This is a genomic window from Candidatus Eisenbacteria bacterium (assembly GCA_005893275.1).
Classification (GTDB): Bacteria; Eisenbacteria; RBG-16-71-46; order SZUA-252; family SZUA-252; genus WS-7.
Genome location: VBOW01000032.1, coordinates 19,277 through 35,783, shown reverse-complemented (window position 1 = coordinate 35,783; position 16,507 = coordinate 19,277). Strand labels below are relative to the sequence as shown.

At 67.0% G+C, this 16,507-nt stretch carries 16 protein-coding genes; 11 read left to right on the top strand and 5 right to left on the bottom strand.

Annotated features, from left to right (window positions below; all coding sequences use genetic code 11):
- Window positions 1-16 precede the first annotated feature (16 nt).
- The 5 genes from E6K76_07480 to E6K76_07460 are packed head-to-tail and all read left to right on the top strand — an operon-like array spanning window position 17 to window position 5,009.
- Window positions 17-478 carry an acyl-CoA thioesterase gene (locus E6K76_07480; protein TMQ58574.1) on the top strand — a complete coding sequence of 154 codons (462 nt, stop codon included), beginning with the start codon at window positions 17-19 and terminating at the stop codon, window positions 476-478.
- Window positions 479-525: 47 nt separating this feature from the next.
- Window positions 526-1,509, top strand: a complete 984-nt coding sequence (locus E6K76_07475; protein ID TMQ58617.1) for an alpha-ketoacid dehydrogenase subunit beta — start codon at window positions 526-528, stop codon at window positions 1,507-1,509.
- Between the two features lie 33 nt (window positions 1,510-1,542).
- A complete protein-coding gene (gene sucB, locus E6K76_07470) occupies window positions 1,543-2,901 on the top strand; it encodes a dihydrolipoyllysine-residue succinyltransferase (GenBank protein ID TMQ58573.1) in 1,359 nt (452 codons plus the stop codon).
- A 7-nt stretch (window positions 2,902-2,908) separates the two neighbouring features.
- Complete coding sequence (lipB, locus tag E6K76_07465) at window positions 2,909-3,604, top strand: lipoyl(octanoyl) transferase LipB (GenBank protein TMQ58572.1); 696 nt, start codon at window positions 2,909-2,911, stop codon at window positions 3,602-3,604.
- A gap of 1 nt (window position 3,605) precedes the next feature.
- A complete protein-coding gene (locus E6K76_07460; protein TMQ58616.1) occupies window positions 3,606-5,009 on the top strand; it encodes an aspartate ammonia-lyase in 1,404 nt (467 codons plus the stop codon).
- 92 nt (window positions 5,010-5,101) lie between these two features.
- On the opposite strand, the gene E6K76_07455 is transcribed toward E6K76_07460, so the two are convergent.
- From E6K76_07455 to E6K76_07445, 3 genes are all read right to left on the bottom strand, one after another.
- Entirely contained in the window at window positions 5,102-5,698 is a 597-nt protein-coding gene (locus tag E6K76_07455) for a porin family protein (GenBank protein ID TMQ58571.1), read from the bottom strand.
- 147 nt (window positions 5,699-5,845) lie between these two features.
- Entirely contained in the window at window positions 5,846-7,117 is a 1,272-nt protein-coding gene (locus E6K76_07450; protein ID TMQ58570.1) for an MFS transporter, read from the bottom strand.
- A 10-nt stretch (window positions 7,118-7,127) separates the two neighbouring features.
- Entirely contained in the window at window positions 7,128-7,925 is a 798-nt protein-coding gene (locus E6K76_07445; GenBank protein ID TMQ58569.1) for a metallophosphoesterase family protein, read from the bottom strand.
- Between the two features lie 44 nt (window positions 7,926-7,969).
- Here E6K76_07445 and E6K76_07440 point away from each other — a divergent pair, with 44 nt between their 5' ends.
- Window positions 7,970-8,749, top strand: coding sequence for an NAD(P)/FAD-dependent oxidoreductase (locus E6K76_07440; protein ID TMQ58568.1), 780 nt, complete (start codon window positions 7,970-7,972; stop codon window positions 8,747-8,749).
- Window positions 8,608-9,105 (top strand): NAD(P)/FAD-dependent oxidoreductase, encoded by a 498-nt coding sequence (locus tag E6K76_07435; protein TMQ58567.1) that lies wholly within the window; start codon window positions 8,608-8,610, stop codon window positions 9,103-9,105. Before E6K76_07440 ends, E6K76_07435 begins: the two co-directional genes overlap by 142 nt.
- A gap of 22 nt (window positions 9,106-9,127) precedes the next feature.
- On the opposite strand, the gene E6K76_07430 is transcribed toward E6K76_07435, so the two are convergent.
- Together E6K76_07430 and E6K76_07425 are read right to left on the bottom strand one after the other, a co-directional pair.
- Window positions 9,128-10,477, bottom strand: coding sequence for a TldD/PmbA family protein (locus E6K76_07430; protein ID TMQ58566.1), 1,350 nt, complete (start codon window positions 10,475-10,477; stop codon window positions 9,128-9,130).
- 1 nt (window position 10,478) lies between these two features.
- On the bottom strand, window positions 10,479-12,008 hold the full coding sequence (locus E6K76_07425) for a TldD/PmbA family protein (protein ID TMQ58565.1): 1,530 nt from the start codon (window positions 12,006-12,008) through the stop codon (window positions 10,479-10,481).
- On the opposite strand from E6K76_07425, the gene E6K76_07420 reads away from it, so the two are divergent.
- The 4 genes from E6K76_07420 to E6K76_07405 are packed head-to-tail and all read left to right on the top strand — an operon-like array spanning window position 11,922 to window position 16,507.
- On the top strand, window positions 11,922-12,566 hold the full coding sequence (locus E6K76_07420) for a DUF2203 family protein (GenBank protein ID TMQ58564.1): 645 nt from the start codon (window positions 11,922-11,924) through the stop codon (window positions 12,564-12,566). The two genes, E6K76_07425 and E6K76_07420, sit on opposite strands and share 87 nt — an antisense overlap.
- Window positions 12,523-13,242, top strand: coding sequence for an O-methyltransferase (locus E6K76_07415; protein TMQ58563.1), 720 nt, complete (start codon window positions 12,523-12,525; stop codon window positions 13,240-13,242). Before E6K76_07420 ends, E6K76_07415 begins: the two co-directional genes overlap by 44 nt.
- An 11-nt stretch (window positions 13,243-13,253) precedes the next feature.
- Window positions 13,254-14,969 carry a DNA polymerase/3'-5' exonuclease PolX gene (gene polX / locus E6K76_07410; GenBank protein ID TMQ58615.1) on the top strand — a complete coding sequence of 572 codons (1,716 nt, stop codon included), beginning with the start codon at window positions 13,254-13,256 and terminating at the stop codon, window positions 14,967-14,969.
- Window positions 14,966-16,507: a hypothetical protein gene (locus E6K76_07405; GenBank protein TMQ58562.1), complete on the top strand. Its 1,542-nt coding sequence runs from the start codon at window positions 14,966-14,968 to the stop codon at window positions 16,505-16,507. The genes polX and E6K76_07405 overlap by 4 nt, the downstream gene beginning before the upstream one ends.

Genomic DNA, 16,507 nt, shown 5'->3' with positions numbered 1-16,507 from the left:
GGAGACGCGGGTCGAAATGGTCGAGCTCGTTCTGCCGAACGACGCGAACACGATGGGAAACGTCCTCGGCGGCAGGGTGCTCCACTGGATTGACATGGCGGCAGCCATCGTGGCGCATCGCCATTGTAGGACCGAGGCGGTGACCGCGTCGATGGACGAGGTCTCGTTCCTGGCTCCGATCCGGGTCGGCCAGATGGCCCTGATCGCGGCGCGCATGACCTATGCCGGCCGGACCTCCATGGAGATCCGGGTCGACGTGCAAAGCGAGGATCTGCTGAGCGGAGAGCGCCGGCGGACGAGCACGGCGTATTTGACGTTCGTCGCGGTCGACAAAGCCGGCCGCCCCGTACCGGTGCCACCGCTCCTCTACGAGACGGAGGAAGAAAAGCGCGAAGGGCGCGCGGCGGAAGCGAGAAGGGCGGAGCGGCTCCGCGGCCTGCCCCAGGACGAAACACCAACGGAGATCCAGCAGCGATGAAGATGACGGAAACGGCCAAACCGGGCCCCGGAGCCATCAGCTCCGACGTGAAGACCATGACGTACATCGAGGCCATCACCGAAGGCCTCATGGAGGAAATGCAGCGGGACGAGCGCATCTTCCTCATCGGCGAAGACATCGCGGGTTACGGCGGGGTGTTCAAGGCGACGAGGGGCCTCTACGAAAAGTTCGGCCCCATGCGGGTCATCGACAGCCCGATCTCGGAGAACTTCCTGGTCGAAGGTGCCGTCGGCGCGTCGATCGCGGGGCTGATCCCTTCTCCAGAGATCCAGTTCGACGATTTCATAACGCTCGCCATGGACGGGATCGTGGAGCACGCCGCCAAGATGCGCTACCGCTCGGGCGGAATGTTCACCTGCCCCATGGTCATCCGCTGCTGCTATGGCGGAGCGGTTGGCGGCGGGCTCTTCCATTCGCAGGCGAATCAGGCCTGGTTCATGCACTGCCCCGGGCTCGTCGTGGTCACCCCGGCGACCCCATACGACGCCAAGGGGCTCTTGAAATCGGCGTTCCGCGGCCAGAATCCCGTGCTCTACTACGAGCACAAGCGCCTCTACCGCACGATCAAGGGACCCGTGCCCACCCACGACTACACCGTGCCGCTCGGCAAGGCGGCCGTGGTGCGCGAAGGAAAACACGTTTCGGTGGTGTCCTACGCGCTCATGCTCCATCGGTCCCTCGAAGCCGCCGAGAAGCTCTCGGCGGAAGGGATCGAGGTCGAGGTGATCGACCTTCGCACCCTGCTTCCCTACGACAAGGAGACCATCTTGACGTCGGTAGAGAAGACGGCGCGGGTGGTCGTTGTCTACGAAAGCTCCAAGACGATGGGGGTCGGCGCGGAGATCGGCGCGATGATCGCCGAGGATGGCTTCTCCTTCCTCGATGCACCGGTGCGGCGCGTGTCGCCGCCCGACGCGCCGCAGGAGCCGTTCGCGCCTACGCTCGCGGAAACGTATCTTCCCGACGCAAACCGGATCGCGCAGGCGATCCGCGAAACAGTCGCTTACTAACCGGGTCCCGCGGGACCTGGGCCGGAGGAAGGGATGCCCGTCACGATCGTTGTGCCGCAGCTGGGCGAGAGCGTCGTCGAGGGGACGGTCGGCAAGTGGCTGAAGAAAGAAGGCGAGCCGATCGCCAAAGACGAGCCGATCGTCGAGATCATCACCGACAAGATCAATATCGAGCTCCCCGCCCCCGCCGCGGGCACCCTCGGCAAGATCACGGTTCCGGAAGGGACGGTCGCCCAGGTAGGCCAGCAGCTCGGCGTGATCCTCCAGGCTGGTGAGTCGCTTTCCGCCGGGGCCCAGGCGGCGCCCGCGGGAGGGCCGCAACCAGGCGCGCGCCCGCCGGCGCCCGGGCAGCCCCCGGCTCCCGCGCGTGAGCCCGCCCCCGCGCGGGCGGGAACCGCGGTCGCCGAGGCCCCATCGGGCGACGACCAGAGGGTTTCGCCCGCGGTGCGAAAGCTTCTACGAGAAAATAGCCTCGATCTCTCGAGCATTCGCGGCAGCGGCATGGGCGGCCGCGTGACGCGCGAGGACGTCTTGAACCACATCGAGGCGGGGAGGATCGCCGCGTCGGCCGGAGCCGGCGCGCCCGCCCCCCAAGCGGCGCCGGGCAGCGCTCCCGGACGGGCTCCCGCGGCAGCGCCCCCCAAGCCCCTGAAGCCGATCCCCGCCCCCGCCTTCGCGCCACCCGGCTCGCGGGAGGAGGTGGTCCAGCCGCTCACCAACGTGCGCAAGAAGATCGCGGAGAACATGCTCCGCTCGAGACACTCGGCGGCCCATTGCTCCACGTGGGATGAGGTGGACATGACCGCGCTCGTGGAAATGAGGGCGCGTCTCAAGGAAAGGATCAAGAGCACCTACGGCGTCAACCTCACGTACATGCCGTTCATCATGAAGGCCGTCGTGCGGGCGCTGCGGGAGTTTCCGATCCTGAACGCGTCGATGACCGAGACCGAGGTCCACTACAAGAAGTTCTACAACATCGGCGTCGCCGTGCATCGCGACCAGGGGCTCATCGTCCCCGTGGTGCACGATGCGGACCGAAAGACCCTGCTCCAGCTCGCGCAGGAGATCGAAGACCTCGGCCACCGGGCGCGCGCGGACAAGCTCACCCTGAACGACATCCAGGGCGGGACGTTCACGATCACGAACGCCGGCATGTTCGGCGCGACCGCGTCGACGCCGATCATCAACTACCCCGAGGTGGGGGTCCTGGGCGTTCACCTGATCCAGGAGCGCCCCGTGGTCCGCGATCACCGGATCGTGATTCGCAACATGATGACCCTCGTCCTGAGCTTCGATCACCGCCTGGTGGACGGGACCCCCGCGGTCCAGTTCCTCCACCGCGTGAAGGAGCTGCTCGAAGACGCCGAGAGCTGGCTGCTCGATTCCATCTGAGGCCCGCATGACCTCGCCCATCGCGGCGTACGACTTGGGACGGGTGCCCTACCGGGAGGCGCTCGAGGTTCAGCGCCGCGCCGTGACCGCCCGGGCCTCGGACGCGTGCGGCGACGCGATCTACTTCGTCGAGCACGACCCGGTCCTCACGGTCGGGCGCGCGGGCCGCGCGGAGAGCCTCCGGGCGTCCGATGGTGAGCTTCGCGCGCGCGGGGTCGACATCGTCCCGGTCGAGCGCGGCGGGGACGTCACCTATCACGGCCCCGGCCAGGTCGTGGCCTACCCCATCCTCGCCCTTTCGGGCCTTCCCTCGGGACGCGACCTGCACCGGTACCTTCGAGACCTGGAGGAAGTCCTGATCCGCGCGATCGCGGCGTACGGTCTGCGCGCCACGCGCCGCCCTCCCTACACCGGGGTGTGGGTCGGCGACCGGAAGGTCGCGGCAATCGGGGTCGCGGTCCGGCGCTGGATCACCTTCCACGGATTCGCGCTCAACGTGGACCCCGATCTCGGCCACTTCGACTGGATCCACCCGTGCGGCATCCGCCATTTGGGGGTCGGCTCGCTTCGCACGCTGCTCGGCGAAGCCCCGCCCCGCCGCGAGGTGCTCGCGCGGCTGCGCGAGTCGTTCGCCGGGGTCTGGGATCGTCCGGTCGTCGAGGCTCCCTGGAATTCCCCGGTGCAGGAGACGCTCCTTGCCTGACGTGACCTCACGGCCGAAGACCCGGATCGAGCGCGATTCCCTGGGGACGCTCGAAGTCCCCGCCGACGCCTACTACGGCGTCCAGACCGCCCGCGCGGTCCGGAACTTCCCGATCAGCGGCGAGCGCCTCCATGTCGAGATGGTGCGGGCCGCGGCGCGCGTCAAGATCGCGGCCGCCCGCGCCAACATGGAAGTGGGCGCGCTCGACCGGAAGAAGGGTGAGGCCATCCTCCAGGCCGCCGAGGAGGTGCTCGCCGGAACATTCGACAGGGACTTCGTGGTCGACGCCTATCAGGCGGGCGCCGGAACCTCCTTCCACATGAACGTGAACGAGGTAATCGCGAACCGCGCGTGCGAGATTCTCGGCGGAGCACGAGGGGACACGACGCTCGTGAGCCCGAACGACCACGTCAACATGGCCCAGTCCACGAACGACGTGGTTCCGACCGCGATTCGCCTCGCGGCCTACACCCTGATCGGTCCGGTACTCGAGGAGATGTCGGCGCTCGCCCGCTCGCTCGCTTCCCGCGCGAAGGCGTTCTCGCACGTGCTCAAAGCGGGTCGGACGCATCTACAAGATGCAGTGCCGGTCACCCTGGGGCAGGAGTTCTCCGGATACGAGGCCTCCGTTTCGGGATGGGCGGAATCGCTCGGGCGGAGCCGGGAGGGATTGCTCGCGCTGGGGCTCGGGGGAAACGCGGCGGGAACCGGCATCAACGCGCACCCCGAGTATCGCGCGCGCGCTGTGAAGCACATCGCCGCGCTGACCGGCGCGCCGTTCCATCCCGCGAAGAACCTGTTCGAGGCCATGCAGAGCATGGCGCCGTTCGTCCGGGTATCTTCCGACCTCCGCGGCTTCTGCCTCGATCTCACGCGGATCGCGAACGACCTAAGGCTTCTCGCGAGCGGCCCGACCACAGGCCTCTACGAGATCCTGCTGCCCGCGGTCCAACCGGGCTCCTCGATCATGCCGGGCAAAGTGAATCCGGTGATGCTCGAGATGACCAACATGGTCTGCTTCCAGGTGATCGGCTACGACACCACCATCGCCTACGCTTCCCAGGCGGGCCAGCTCGAGCTGAACGTGATGATGCCGGTCATCGCCCACGACCTCACCCGCGCGCTAGCGATCCTTGCCCCGGCGCTCCAGGGACTGCGCGAGAAGTGCATCGACGGGATCACGGCGAACGAGGAGGTCTGCCGCCGCTACTTCGAGCGCTCGACGGCGCTCGCGACCGCCCTCAATCCCCACATCGGCTATCTCAAGGCGGCGGAGATCGCGAAGGAATCGCTGAAGACGGGGAAGACGGTCGTGGATCTGGTTCGGGAGAAGAAGCTCATGACCGAGGAGCAGATCGCGAAGGTGTTCTCCCCGGAGGGGATGACCCACCCCGGCGGGGCGTAGTCCGTCTCCCATCCGCTGCTCAGCTCCTCCGCAAAAAAATCGGGGGGACGCCGTCGGGCGTCCCCCCATGAATCCTATACTACCGTCTGCGATTACAGATTGAGCGCTAGCCCGGCGCGGAAGCCGAGATAGTTCGTGCTCTGCCCTTCGGTCGAGACCGAGTGGTAGTTTCCCTGAATGTTGAGCTTCGTCTTCGGCCCCATCGGGAATCCGACGCCCGCGCCAAAGTTGAAGCCGAATTTCCCATCGCTGGCGCTCAGCTCGGTCGACGTCGTATTGTCCGCTTCCTTGACCGACACGCCGTAGTAACCGCCACCCGCCTGGGCGAAGAAGCTCGGGCCCACCGGGGCGCCGAAATTCATCCTGAATTCCGGGGTCACGCGCACCATGCTGACGGAGCTGGTGTAGTTATCCGTGCCGTCCGTCCAGTCTATGGACCCTAGATTGTCGTACGCGGCCTCGATGCCCCACGACGTCTTGGGGGCGATGCTGCGGAAGTAGCCAGCGCCGAAGGAGATCCCGCCGCTGGGTGAATCGGTGGAGAAAGGAGAGGCCGCTTCCAGCGAGGACTTCGCGTAGCCACCGCTGATTTCCAGCGTGCCTACGCTGGGCGTAGCCCAAGCCGCTGCGGCAAACGCCGTGACCAACACGAACGTGAATGGAGCCAAGGCAAACCGAGTCCGATTCATTGCGTGTTCCCCCTTACATGAACGAAGTGACTCCTTCCGCCCATCCCGCGACCGCGCCGCGACGGCGATGCCGCGCGGTCCCCTTGACCTAGACGGATGTAGATATCGGCATCCCCGGCGGGAACCTTGAGCGCGCCCAAAAGGGGCTCAGGCGTCGGGTAGCTCGACCTCGGACCGGGGGACCCTCACCTCCGCAACCCTATGGAAGAAAAGCCAATAGAGGACCGAGGCGAGGACATAGAGAAGAGCTGCCAGGAGGAGAGGCTCGGTGTACCCGCGGCGTTCGATCAGGGTGCCGCCGATATCGGCGCTCACGCTCCAGGCCACGAACCAGGCGAGCGAAAGCAGGCTGTTCGTGATCGCGTGCTCGCGCTCGGGCACAACCTCCATCGCGAAGTGGGTGGTGAGCGGCTGGTTCATGTTCATGAGGCCGCTCCGGAGAAAAAAGGACGCGACCACGACCGGGAAGGAGCCCGAAAGGGCGAGCGCCACCATGAAGGGAACGGACGCGAGCTGGGTCAATACGACGCCGCGCACGAGCCCGAGCCGGCGTGACACCGCCGGACCGAAAAGATTCCCCGCCACCATGAATCCCTGCATCACCGAGAAGAGCACCCCGATTCCGGCCGGCGTCAGCCCGAACCGGTCGCGGAAGTAGAGATTGAGAAACGGAATAATGAGCCCGGCCCCCAGGCCGATGAGCGTGGCCGGCAGCGCGAGCTTGAGCTGGAGCCCCCAGTCCACCTCGGCCAGCTCGCGGATCTGATCCCAGGCGGTCGGCGGCATTCCCTTCCCCGGCGAGGGGCCGGCCGTTTCCATTCGATGAAACGGGATCGACGCGAGGAGCGTCAGCGCGCACGCCGCCCAGAGCGACCATCTCAGCGTCAGCCGGGTGCTCCCGGTCAGGAGGTGAAAGAGGTGCGGCAGCGCGCCTCCCAACATGGAGCCCACGATCGCCGACAGGAAAAGCACGGTGAAGGCCCCGCTGAAGAGATACGGGCGCGATTCGGCGCTCACCTCGCGCATCACGACGGGGGCGATGGAGAGCCGGAAGATCGTCACGACCATGCCGGAGACGAATGCCGCGAGGAGCAGCCATTCCGGCGCGGCGAGGGTCCCTTGGAGTAGATAGGTGAGCGCGGCGAGCGCCCCCGCGACGACCAGAAGCCGCCGGGTGGCGACGCGGCGGAAGAGAAACGCGACGGGCAGGGCCGCGACCGCGGCGCCGAGCGAGACCTTGGAGAGGATCTGCCCGATGCCGGAATCGCTCCACCCCAGCTCGCGCAGGTATAGATTGAAGAGAAGCGAGAAGATCGACTGGCCCAATCCCCAGAGGAAGAGGCCGTAGAGGTAGAGCCGCGCGTTCCTACCGGCGCCGCGGACCCGACGGAGGTACTCCGCGATCACGCGGCGCGGCAACGAGCCTCCATCAGAACTTCCCCCGGGCCCGCTCCCTCGCCGGCAGGATCTCCAGGCAGGTCGTCCACCAACCGGTCCGGATCGTCTCGACGAACTCGGCGGGAAGCCCCTCCTCTTCCATTTCGCGCGCGAGCGCTTCGAAGTCGTAGGCGACCGGGACGAATTCCGCCTCGTGGCGCCCCGCCCCAAAAAACGCGTACCAGACCTCGGTGCGCCCGTCGTTGGCCGGCCTCCCCACGGCCCCCGCGTTCACGAAGAGGCCGCCGTCGACCAGGGTTCTTTGCCAATGGATCCCCGTGTGCGCGCACAGAATCGTCTCGGCGCCCGCCTCGCGCAGAAGCCGCATCAGAAACGCGTCCGAGCACGCCGAATCCCAGAGGAACTCGTTGATCCTGCGTGGAGACCCGTGGCAGAGGAGGTGGCGCCGCCCGCCGCGGGTGAAGCGGATCGACTTCGGGAGCGCCGCGAGCCGCTCGCGCTCCGCGTCGGTCGTGCGGCGGTTCGTGTAGTCGTAGGAAAGCTGCGCGAAGAAGTTGTCGGAGGGGTGCGTATAGCCGCAGCCGCAGTCGGGGAGCCCCATCGCGAGCGATTCATCGTAGTTTCCCGCGACCGTGGTCACGCGAAACTCTTCGAGGATCGGGTAGATCTTTCCGGGATTGGGACCGAACCCGCCGAGATCGCCGAGACAGAAAATCCGCCTGGCGCCGCGGCGCCGCGCGTCGGCGAGGACGGCGCGGAGCGCGATGTGATTGCTGTAGAGGCCTCCGAGGAACGCGATCGGGCCTTCGAGGTCGGGTTCGCGGATCAGGAGGGAAGGCGCGTTAGCGATCGAGCGTTCCTGGGCCTGTTTCGATGAGCCGGTGGACGGGTGTTTTGGAAAAGCCGGGGACCATGACCCACGCAGGGTATCACTTCCCCCGTCGTGGGATCAACGGGGCCCCCGTGTGGTATGCTCGCATGCCTTCTCCCGCTCGCGTCAACCATGGAACGTATAATCGAATCGTGATCTGGGACATCCTCATCATCGGAGCCGGGCCGGCCGGACTTTCGGCGGCGCTCTTCACCCGCATGCGCCGGATGTCGACGCTCCTGCTCGACACGGCGGTGGCAGGGGGACAGCTCGCCTCGCTCTACCCCAAGAAGCCGGTCCACGACTACCCTTCCTATACCTACGTGATGGGCGAGGACCTGGGGAAGAACTTCGTGGACCAGGCGAATCACATGGGCGCGGAGATTCGCGAGCGCGAGCACGTGACCATGATCCGTCGGGACGACGAGCAGAACCTGATCCGCGTCACTTCGACCAAGGGAGAGCACGAGGCTAGGAGCGTGATCGTGGCGACCGGGGGCGGGGCGTTCGAGCCCCGAAAAATCAACAAGCCCGGCGAGGCCGAGCTCAAGGGCAAGGGTCTCTTCTACGGAATGCCCGACGTGGAGGCGAGCAAGGGGAAACGCGTGCTCATCATCGGCGGCGGCGACAGCGCGCTGGAATCGGCGTTGTCGGTCAAGGACGTCGCCGACGTGACGCTGATCCACATGCTGGACAAGTGGCAGGGCATGGACACCTACGTCGAGGAGATCCAGGCCTCCAAGATCCGCACCATGACGGCAAGGTCGAGACGGTGGTCGTGAAAAACAAGAAGAGCGAGGAGACGCAGGAGCTCCCGATCGATCTGGTCTCGATCAACATCGGATTCCTCATGGACACGAAGGTGATCCGCTCGTGGGGGCTCGAGCTCGAGGGGAATCAGATCAAGGTAGACAACATCATGAACACGAACATCAAAGGCGTGCTCTCGTGCGGAGACATCGCGACGTACCCCGGCAAGTACAAGCTCCTGATCACCGCGTGCAGCGAGGGGGCAGCCGCGGCGAATACCGCCTACATCTACGTGAAGCAGCCGAAGAAATTCACGGTGGGCGAGCTCTACGCGGCGCCAAAGGAGGAGGGGGACACACAGCCCAAGCCGTCGGAGTCGCCGGCCTGACGCCGGCGCCCGCCTCGACCCCCTACGCCCCTCCCGCCACCGTCAGCTCCTTGAATCGGATCGTGGGCGAGGCCACGTTGGATCGGAACTCGAGATCCGTGCCGACGCCGTCGATCCCGAGCAGCATCTCGTCGAGCCGCCCCGCGACGGTCACGCCCTCGACCGGCTTGGTCAGCTCTCCTTTCTCGATCCACTGCCCTTCCACCTGCTGCGAGTATTCCCCCGAAACGGTATCCACGCCGAACCCGGCGAGCCCGGTGACGTAGAGGCCCCGGTCCACTTCCCGCCGGAGCCTGTCCGTCCCGGTGGAGCCGTAGTCGATGTAGAAGTTGGTCGGCCCTATCGCCGGGAGCGTGTCGTAGGAGCGCAGCCCGTTTCCCGTGGGAGGAACGTTCATCCTTCGCGCGGTTGCGGCCGAGTGGAGGTATTGGCGCAAGACGCCCCGATCCACCGCCACCGTGCGGTTGGTCTCTCCCCCTTCGCCGTCGAAATAGCGGCTCCCGAGACCGCGCCGCATCGTTCCGTCGTCGACGATCGTGACGGCGGGCGAAGCGATCGCTTGCCCCAGCTTCCCGGTGAGGAACGAGCGCTGCTCGAGCACGTTGAGCGCGCTGAACGCCGCGAAGAGCCCCTGCAAGAAGACCCCCGCGGCCTCCGCGGAGAAGACGACCGGCACCCTGGCCGAAGGGACAGGCGTCCCCCCGAGCTTTGCGAGCGCGCGCTCCACCGCGCGCTGCCCTATCTGCTCCGGCCTCGCGAGGTCCGCCAGGAAGCGTTTCCGGTCGATGAAGGAGCCCTCCCTGCGCTGCGACCCCTGGGTCGCCACCGGAGTGGCCGAGAGCCAGACCGTCGTCCCGCGATAGGTCTGGCGCGCGATGTAGGTGTTCGAGAAATAGACCTCCGCCACCGCAGTGCCGCAGCGCACGTCCTTCGTGGTCTGGATCCTCTTGTCCTGTGCGAACGCGCTCTCCTCCGCGGTGCGCGCGAACCGGATCAGATCCTCGGGGCGGAGCCGAACGACCGCCTCATCCCGTAATTCCAGATCCGACTGCGTGACCGCCAGGGTCTCCGTGATCTTGTTCTCGTCGCGCGGGGTGGCCATGTTGGTGAGCGCCAGCGTCCGGTTGACGAGCTCGTTCAGCACGGTCTCGCGAAGATCGGTCGTGTAGAGAAACCCCATCCGCCGATCGCGAAAGACCCGGAGCCCGAGGCCCAGGATCGAGGATTGCTGGAACAGCTCGACCTGTCCCTGGCGCAGGCGCGCCTCGGTGGTCGTGCCGGATTCCAAGTAGGTCTCCGCTTCCTGCGCGCCGGAGCGCTCGGCTTGGATCCGAATCCTTTCGGCGAGATCGACCGCGGACTGTCTCGGCATGCTAGATCGAAGGCCCTCCCACCGTAATCGAGGAGAAGCGCACCGTGGGCTGCCCCACGCCGACCGGAACCATCTGGCCGTCCTTGCCGCACGTGCCGCGCGACAGCTCGATCACGAGATCGGACCCGATTCCTTCGATCCGCTTCATCGTCTCGAGCGAATTGCCGACGAGGACCGCTCCCCGGACCGGTCGGGTCCGCCGGCCATTTTCGATCCAATAGCCCTCCCGCACCGCGAAGTTGAAATTGCCGCTCGTCGTATCCACCGATCCCCCGCCCAGCTCCGCGGCGTAAAAGCCCTTGGCGATTCCGTTCAGGAGGGAGGCAGGATCGCTGGAACCGGAATCGATGTAGGTATTGGTCATGCGCGGGATCGGCCAGTTCCGGTAGGACATCCGCCGTCCGTTTCCGGTGGAGCGAAGCCCGAGAAGCGCGGCGTTCTGCTTGTCGAGGAGGTAGGACTGAAGCACTCCCGCCTCGACGGCCACCGTGCGCTGAGCCGGAGTGCCCTCGTCGTCCGCGGCGGAGGAGCCGCGACCGTTCGGCCAGCGCCCGTCGTCCACCACGCGCACGAGCGGCGATGCGACCCGGGTCCCGCCGAGGCCGGTCAAGAGCGAGGTCCCGCGCCGGACTCCGTCCCCTTCGAGCGCGTGGCCGAGCGATTCGTGGATGAGCACGCCGCCCCACCCCGGCGCGACGACCACCGGCATCGGTCCGGCGGGCGCGGGCCCGGCGTCGAGCAGCCGGACCGCCTGGAGCGCGGCCTGCCGCGCGGCGTCCTCGGGGCTCCGCCGCACGAAGTAGTCCGCTTCCACGCGCCCGCCCATCGTGGCGAGCCCGCTGCCGCGCTTTCCGCCGGCCTGGGCCGCGGGCACGCACGAGACGCTGAGGAGGTATTGGCGGTCCAGCACGTAGACGCCATCCGACGTGCCGATCAAGACGTCGCGCACCTCGTCCACGTACTCGATCCGCACCGACACGATGCGCGGGTCCACCCCGCGCGCCGCAGCATCCATCCGCCGCAGCACGTCGAATTTGGCGGTCTCGAGCATGAGCGGCTCGGGATTTTGAAGGGTGAAGGGCGGCTGAAGATTCCGCCGGGTCACGTCGATCGGATTGGTGCGGCTCTGGGTTTCCACGACCGTGGATGCGACGCGCGCGGCGTCTAGCAGCGAGGAATACGAAATCTCATCCGAGAAGGCGTATCCGGTCTGGTTGCGTCGCGCGACGCGCACCCCTGCGCCGCGGGGATACCCGTACGTGACCGAATCGATCTTCCCCGCGTCCAGCACGATCGCGGTCCGAAAGCGCTGCTCGGCGAAAACGTCCGCGAAGTCCCCCCCTCGCGCGAGCGCCTCCTGGAGGATTCGATTCACGGTCTCCTCGTTCAGGACATCGCGCAGCTCCTGGCCGATCCCCATGATCGCCGCATCGGCCGTCTTGGGATGGAGGAGCGACACAGCTTCGGGAAGCCCGGCCGCGATCGCGGACGTGAGGTAGGCGCCTCGGCGCAGAAAATCGCGACGGGACATCGAGGGGTCCCTGGACACGCCCTCAGCCTTGCAGATTCCCCAGCCGGTTGCAAGGGCTCGGGAGGGTCTGATAAGTTTGAAGGCGCGTCGTGGCACGCTGGACGAAAGCGACCCTCGATCCCGGGGGACCCGATGGAACGGATCCGAAACAAAATCTTCTCGGTGGATGAGGCGAACGCGCTCATCCCGTTCCTGGAAGAAGCGCTGGATTCACTCTCCGCGACGGGACGCGAGATCGCATCCCTGAGGAACGAGGTTCAGGTATTGAGCGCCATCGAGGGCTCCGGCGCGACGAGCAGGAATCAGGACGTACGCCACCTCCGGGAGAAGGAAGCCCAGTCCGCCCGGCTGCTGGACCAATTTCGCGAAGCGCTCCTCCGCGTGGCGTCTCGAGGCTGTATTCTCCGCGATTTGGATCTCGGGCTCATCGACTTCTATACGATGTCCCGGGACCGTGTCGTTTGCCTTTGCTGGCGGCGCGGCGAGGCGCGGGTCATGCATTGGCACCCGGTCGATGAGGGTTTCTCGGGCCGGAGACCTTTGGCCGAGCTTCCCTAGGCCGACCGGGCGTTTCTTCCCTCGAGGAGGACCCCAGGTGAGCGTTCCCTTTCCCATCACCCATCCGAAGATCAACCGGTATCTCCGCTCGATCCAGACGCGGAGGCACCCGATCTTGCGCTCGATGGAAGCCTACGCGGAGCGCAACGGGTTCCCGATCATCGGCCCCCTCGTCGGGCCGGTGCTGTTTCAGCTCGCGCGCATGATCGACGCGCGGCGGGTCTTCGAGCTTGGCTCGGGGTACGGCTATTCAGCGGTATGGTTCGCCCAGGCGGTGGGGCCCAGGGGACTCGTCGTCATGACGGAGGGCAATCCCGCCAATTCGCGCCTCGCCATGAAGTACCTGAAATCCGCGCGGCTCGCCGCCCGGGTCAGGCCGCTCGTAGGCGACGGGCTCGAGCTCCTGTCGTCGGAGCGCGGCCGTTTCGACGTGATCCTGAACGACATCGACAAGGACCAGTACCCCCGCGTCCTCCCCCTCGCCCGAAAGAAGCTCCGGCGGGGAGGCCTCTTGATTTCCGACAACATGCTCTGGAGCGGCAGGGTCATGCGCGCCCGCCCCGACCGGCGCACGCGCGGCATTCTCGAGCTGACCCGCGCGCTGTTTCACGCCCCCGATTTCTTCACGACCCTCCTGCCGATCCGGGACGGAGTCACCGTCAGCCTGAGGCTATGAGCGGAGCCCTTGTGGACAAGCGAGACGTCTCGCGCATCCTCGAGGAAATCGCGACGCTGCTCGAGCTCAAGGGCGAAAACCCGTTCAAGGTCCGCGCCTACCAGAACGCGGCGCATGCGATCGACGGGCTGACCGAGGATCTGGGCGAGATCATCGAGGCGGGCACCCTGACCGAAGTCCCCGGCATCGGAGAAAGCACGGCGCAGCGGGTCAGCGAGCTGTGGAAGACCGGGCATATGGCCTTCTATGAGGCGCTCGTCGACTCCATCCCTCCCGGCTACCTGGACATGGTCCGCGTGCCGGGGCTGGGCGCCAAGCGCGTGCGCGTTCTCGGCGAGAAGCTCGAAATCACCTCGATCGCGGAGCTGAAGGCGGCGGGGGAGAAGGGACTGATTCGCGCGCTCAAAGGATTCGGGGAGCAGTCGGAGAGGCGAATCCTCGAGGGGATCGCTCTCTTGGAGAAGGGCGCGGACCGCTCCCTCGCGAGCCAGGTGCGGCCGATCGCCGAGGAGCTGATCGCAAAGCTCCGGGATCACGCGGACGTCCTCGAGGCGGAGGTCGGGGGAAGCTTGAGGAGGTGGCTCGAGACGGTGAAGGATGTGGATCTCCTCGTCGCGACCGAGAAGCCGGACAAGGTGACCAAGGCCTTCCTCAGGCTGGTCGAGTCCGCGGCGATCATCGCGAGCGGCGAGACGAAGACGTCGATCCGCCTCCCCTCGGGACTTGCGGTGGATCTGAGGCTCGTTCTGCCCAAGCAGTTCCCGTTCGCGCTCCATTACTTCACGGGCAGCGTCGCGCACAACGTCCGGGTCCGGAGCCGCGCCCTCGATCGCGGCATGAGCCTGAACGAGTACGAGCTTTCGGGAAAACGCCACGCGCCGGTCTCGAACGAGGGGGACCTGTTTCGGGTGCTCGGCCTCGCCTACATCGAGCCCGAGCTGCGGGAGAACCGAGGCGAGATCGAGGCCGCCGAGACGAAGACGCTCCCGAAGCTCATCACGACGCGCGACATCCGGGGCATCCTGCACTGTCACACCACGTACAGCGACGGCCGCTCCACCCTCGTCGAGATGGCCGAAGCCGCCGTCGCGTGGGGCGCCTCCTACCTCGGCCTCGCGGACCACAGCCTCTCGGCGCGCTACGCGAGGGGCATGAGCGAAGCGGACCTTGCGCGCCAGTGGGAGGAGGTCGACGCCTGGAATGCCAAATCCAAGAAACTGAGGATCCTGAAAGGCGCCGAAGTGGATATCCTGCCGGACGGAAGCCTCGACTACCCCGACCGCGTGCTCCAGAAGCTCGACTACGTGGTGGCGTCCGTGCACACCAATCTCAACATGAGCGAGGCCGAGATGACGAAACGGGTGACGCGCGCGCTCCGGAATCGCTACGTCTCCATCCTGGCGCACCCGACGGGCCGCCTCCTCCTGGAACGGGACGGGTACCCGATCGCGCTCGAGGAGGTCTTCAAGGTCGCCGCCGCGGAGGGAGTCTTCGTGGAGATCAACTCGAACCCACACCGTCTCGATCTGGACTGGCGCGAGGTCCTGAAAGCGAAGGCACGGGGAGCCCGCTTCGCGATCAATCCCGACGCGCACCACGCGAGCGGATACGCCGATCTCCGTTACGGCGTCGGCGTCGCGCGGAAAGCGTGGCTCACCCAAGGAGACGTCGTGAACACGCTCGCGGTCGATCGCGCGCTCGCCCTCATGAGGAGCCGCCGGGCGTGACCCCCACGAGGCGCAAGAAGGCCCGCTCCACGTCCGAGATCCGCTTCTATCCCAACGACCCCGACGCGCCCGTGGGTCTCCAGCCGGCAACGCCCGTGAGCCCCTCCGCAAGCGAGCCCTCCTTTACGATCGACGGCCCACGCTACGCGCCCGCGCCGTACGCTCCGGGAACCCTCGCGTTTCAGTACTGGCAGGGAGAGGTCGCGCTTGCCCGGACGATCCGCGTGTGGGAGGACCTCTTCGATCGCGACTTCACGCAATGGCACGACGGGCGCCCGCTCCGCGTGAGGCTGCGCGCCGGTAAGGACCTGAACGCCTTCTACGACCGAAAGAGCCTCCAGTTCTTCTACGACATTGACCAGAAGACCGGCCGCACGGTCTACGCGGCGGAGAGCCTGGACATCGTGGCGCACGAGGCCGGGCACGCGGTGCTGGACGTCTACCAGCCGGGGTTCTGGTCGACGGCCGATCTTGAGACCGCGTCCTTCCACGAGGCGTTCGCCGACTGCTCGGCCCTCCTGGTCACGCTCACCGATCCCGCCGTGCGCCGCGCCCTCCTCGAGGAGGCGGCCGGCGCGTGGGATCGGAGCAACCAGGTGTCGCGCCTCGCCGAGGCGCTGGGGCGCGCGATCTACGACAACTTCGGTCCGGGCGCCGTGAGCGACCCTACCCGGCTGCGCGATGCGCGGAACGGTTTCCGTTACGCCCTGCCCGATACGCTCCCCCCGGGCGCCGGCGACACGGAGCTCGCGGCCGAGCCGCATTCGTTTTCGCGGGTGTTCACCGGCGCCTTCTACGATGCCCTGGTCTGGGTTCTGGCGAGCGCTTTGAAGAAGATGGAGGGAGATGAAGCCGTCGAGCACGCGCGGCGCCTTCTGGGCAGACTCCTGGCGCGGGCGATCGAGAAGCTTCCCCCGGGATCGGCGCGCTACGGCGATATCGGCGCGCTCATGAGAGGGACCGACCAGATCGAGGAGGGGGGCCTGGCCACCGCGGGGATCGAGGCGGGATTCGCGAGACATGGGATCGAGCTACCGGCGCTCCCCGGGGAGAAGGCCGGACGGAAGAGAGGGCGCAAGCAAGGGGCGGGGCGGTTGAGCCCGCTTCGCGCGCTCGATCCCGAGCGCCCCGGGGGTCTCGCCGCGATCCGAGCCGCGCTCCATCTCCCCGCGTCCGCCAAGCTCGCGCGGCACTCCACGCCCCTTCGATCGCGCGAGGGCTCGCGGGAGCAGCTCCTCCACGTCCACGAGTTTCCGATCCGTCACCGGTCGCTGGGAGCTTTCAGCGGGATCATCATCCGCGTTCCCTGCGGGTGCACGCTCACCCGGGCAGGCTCGGGAGAGGTCCTGGACCTCACGCTGGCGCCGCACCCGCATCCCGGGCCCGCCGAGCTGCTTCGCTCGATCCGGCCCTGGATCCGGATGGGCGCGATTCATCCGGTGCGTGGAGTCCGCGCGCCGTCGCGCGAGCTCTTTCGCGAACGAAAGCCCTTCCGCCTCACGGCCGAAGGGCTCCTGGAGCGGGTCTACTTCGACTGA

Coding starts and splice junctions, on each gene's coding strand:
- E6K76_07480 (TMQ58574.1), top strand. CDS start 17: ATGGTCGAGCTCGTTCTGCCGAACGACGCGAACACGATGGGAAACGTC.
- sucB (TMQ58573.1), top strand. CDS start 1,543: ATGCCCGTCACGATCGTTGTGCCGCAGCTGGGCGAGAGCGTCGTCGAG.
- lipB (TMQ58572.1), top strand. CDS start 2,909: ATGACCTCGCCCATCGCGGCGTACGACTTGGGACGGGTGCCCTACCGG.
- E6K76_07455 (TMQ58571.1), bottom strand. CDS start 5,698: ATGAATCGGACTCGGTTTGCCTTGGCTCCATTCACGTTCGTGTTGGTC.
- E6K76_07440 (TMQ58568.1), top strand. CDS start 7,970: ATGAGCCGGTGGACGGGTGTTTTGGAAAAGCCGGGGACCATGACCCAC.
- E6K76_07430 (TMQ58566.1), bottom strand. CDS start 10,477: ATGCCGAGACAGTCCGCGGTCGATCTCGCCGAAAGGATTCGGATCCAA.
- E6K76_07420 (TMQ58564.1), top strand. CDS start 11,922: ATGGAGGAGCGACACAGCTTCGGGAAGCCCGGCCGCGATCGCGGACGT.
- E6K76_07425 (TMQ58565.1), bottom strand. CDS start 12,008: ATGTCCCGTCGCGATTTTCTGCGCCGAGGCGCCTACCTCACGTCCGCG.
- E6K76_07415 (TMQ58563.1), top strand. CDS start 12,523: ATGAGGGTTTCTCGGGCCGGAGACCTTTGGCCGAGCTTCCCTAGGCCG.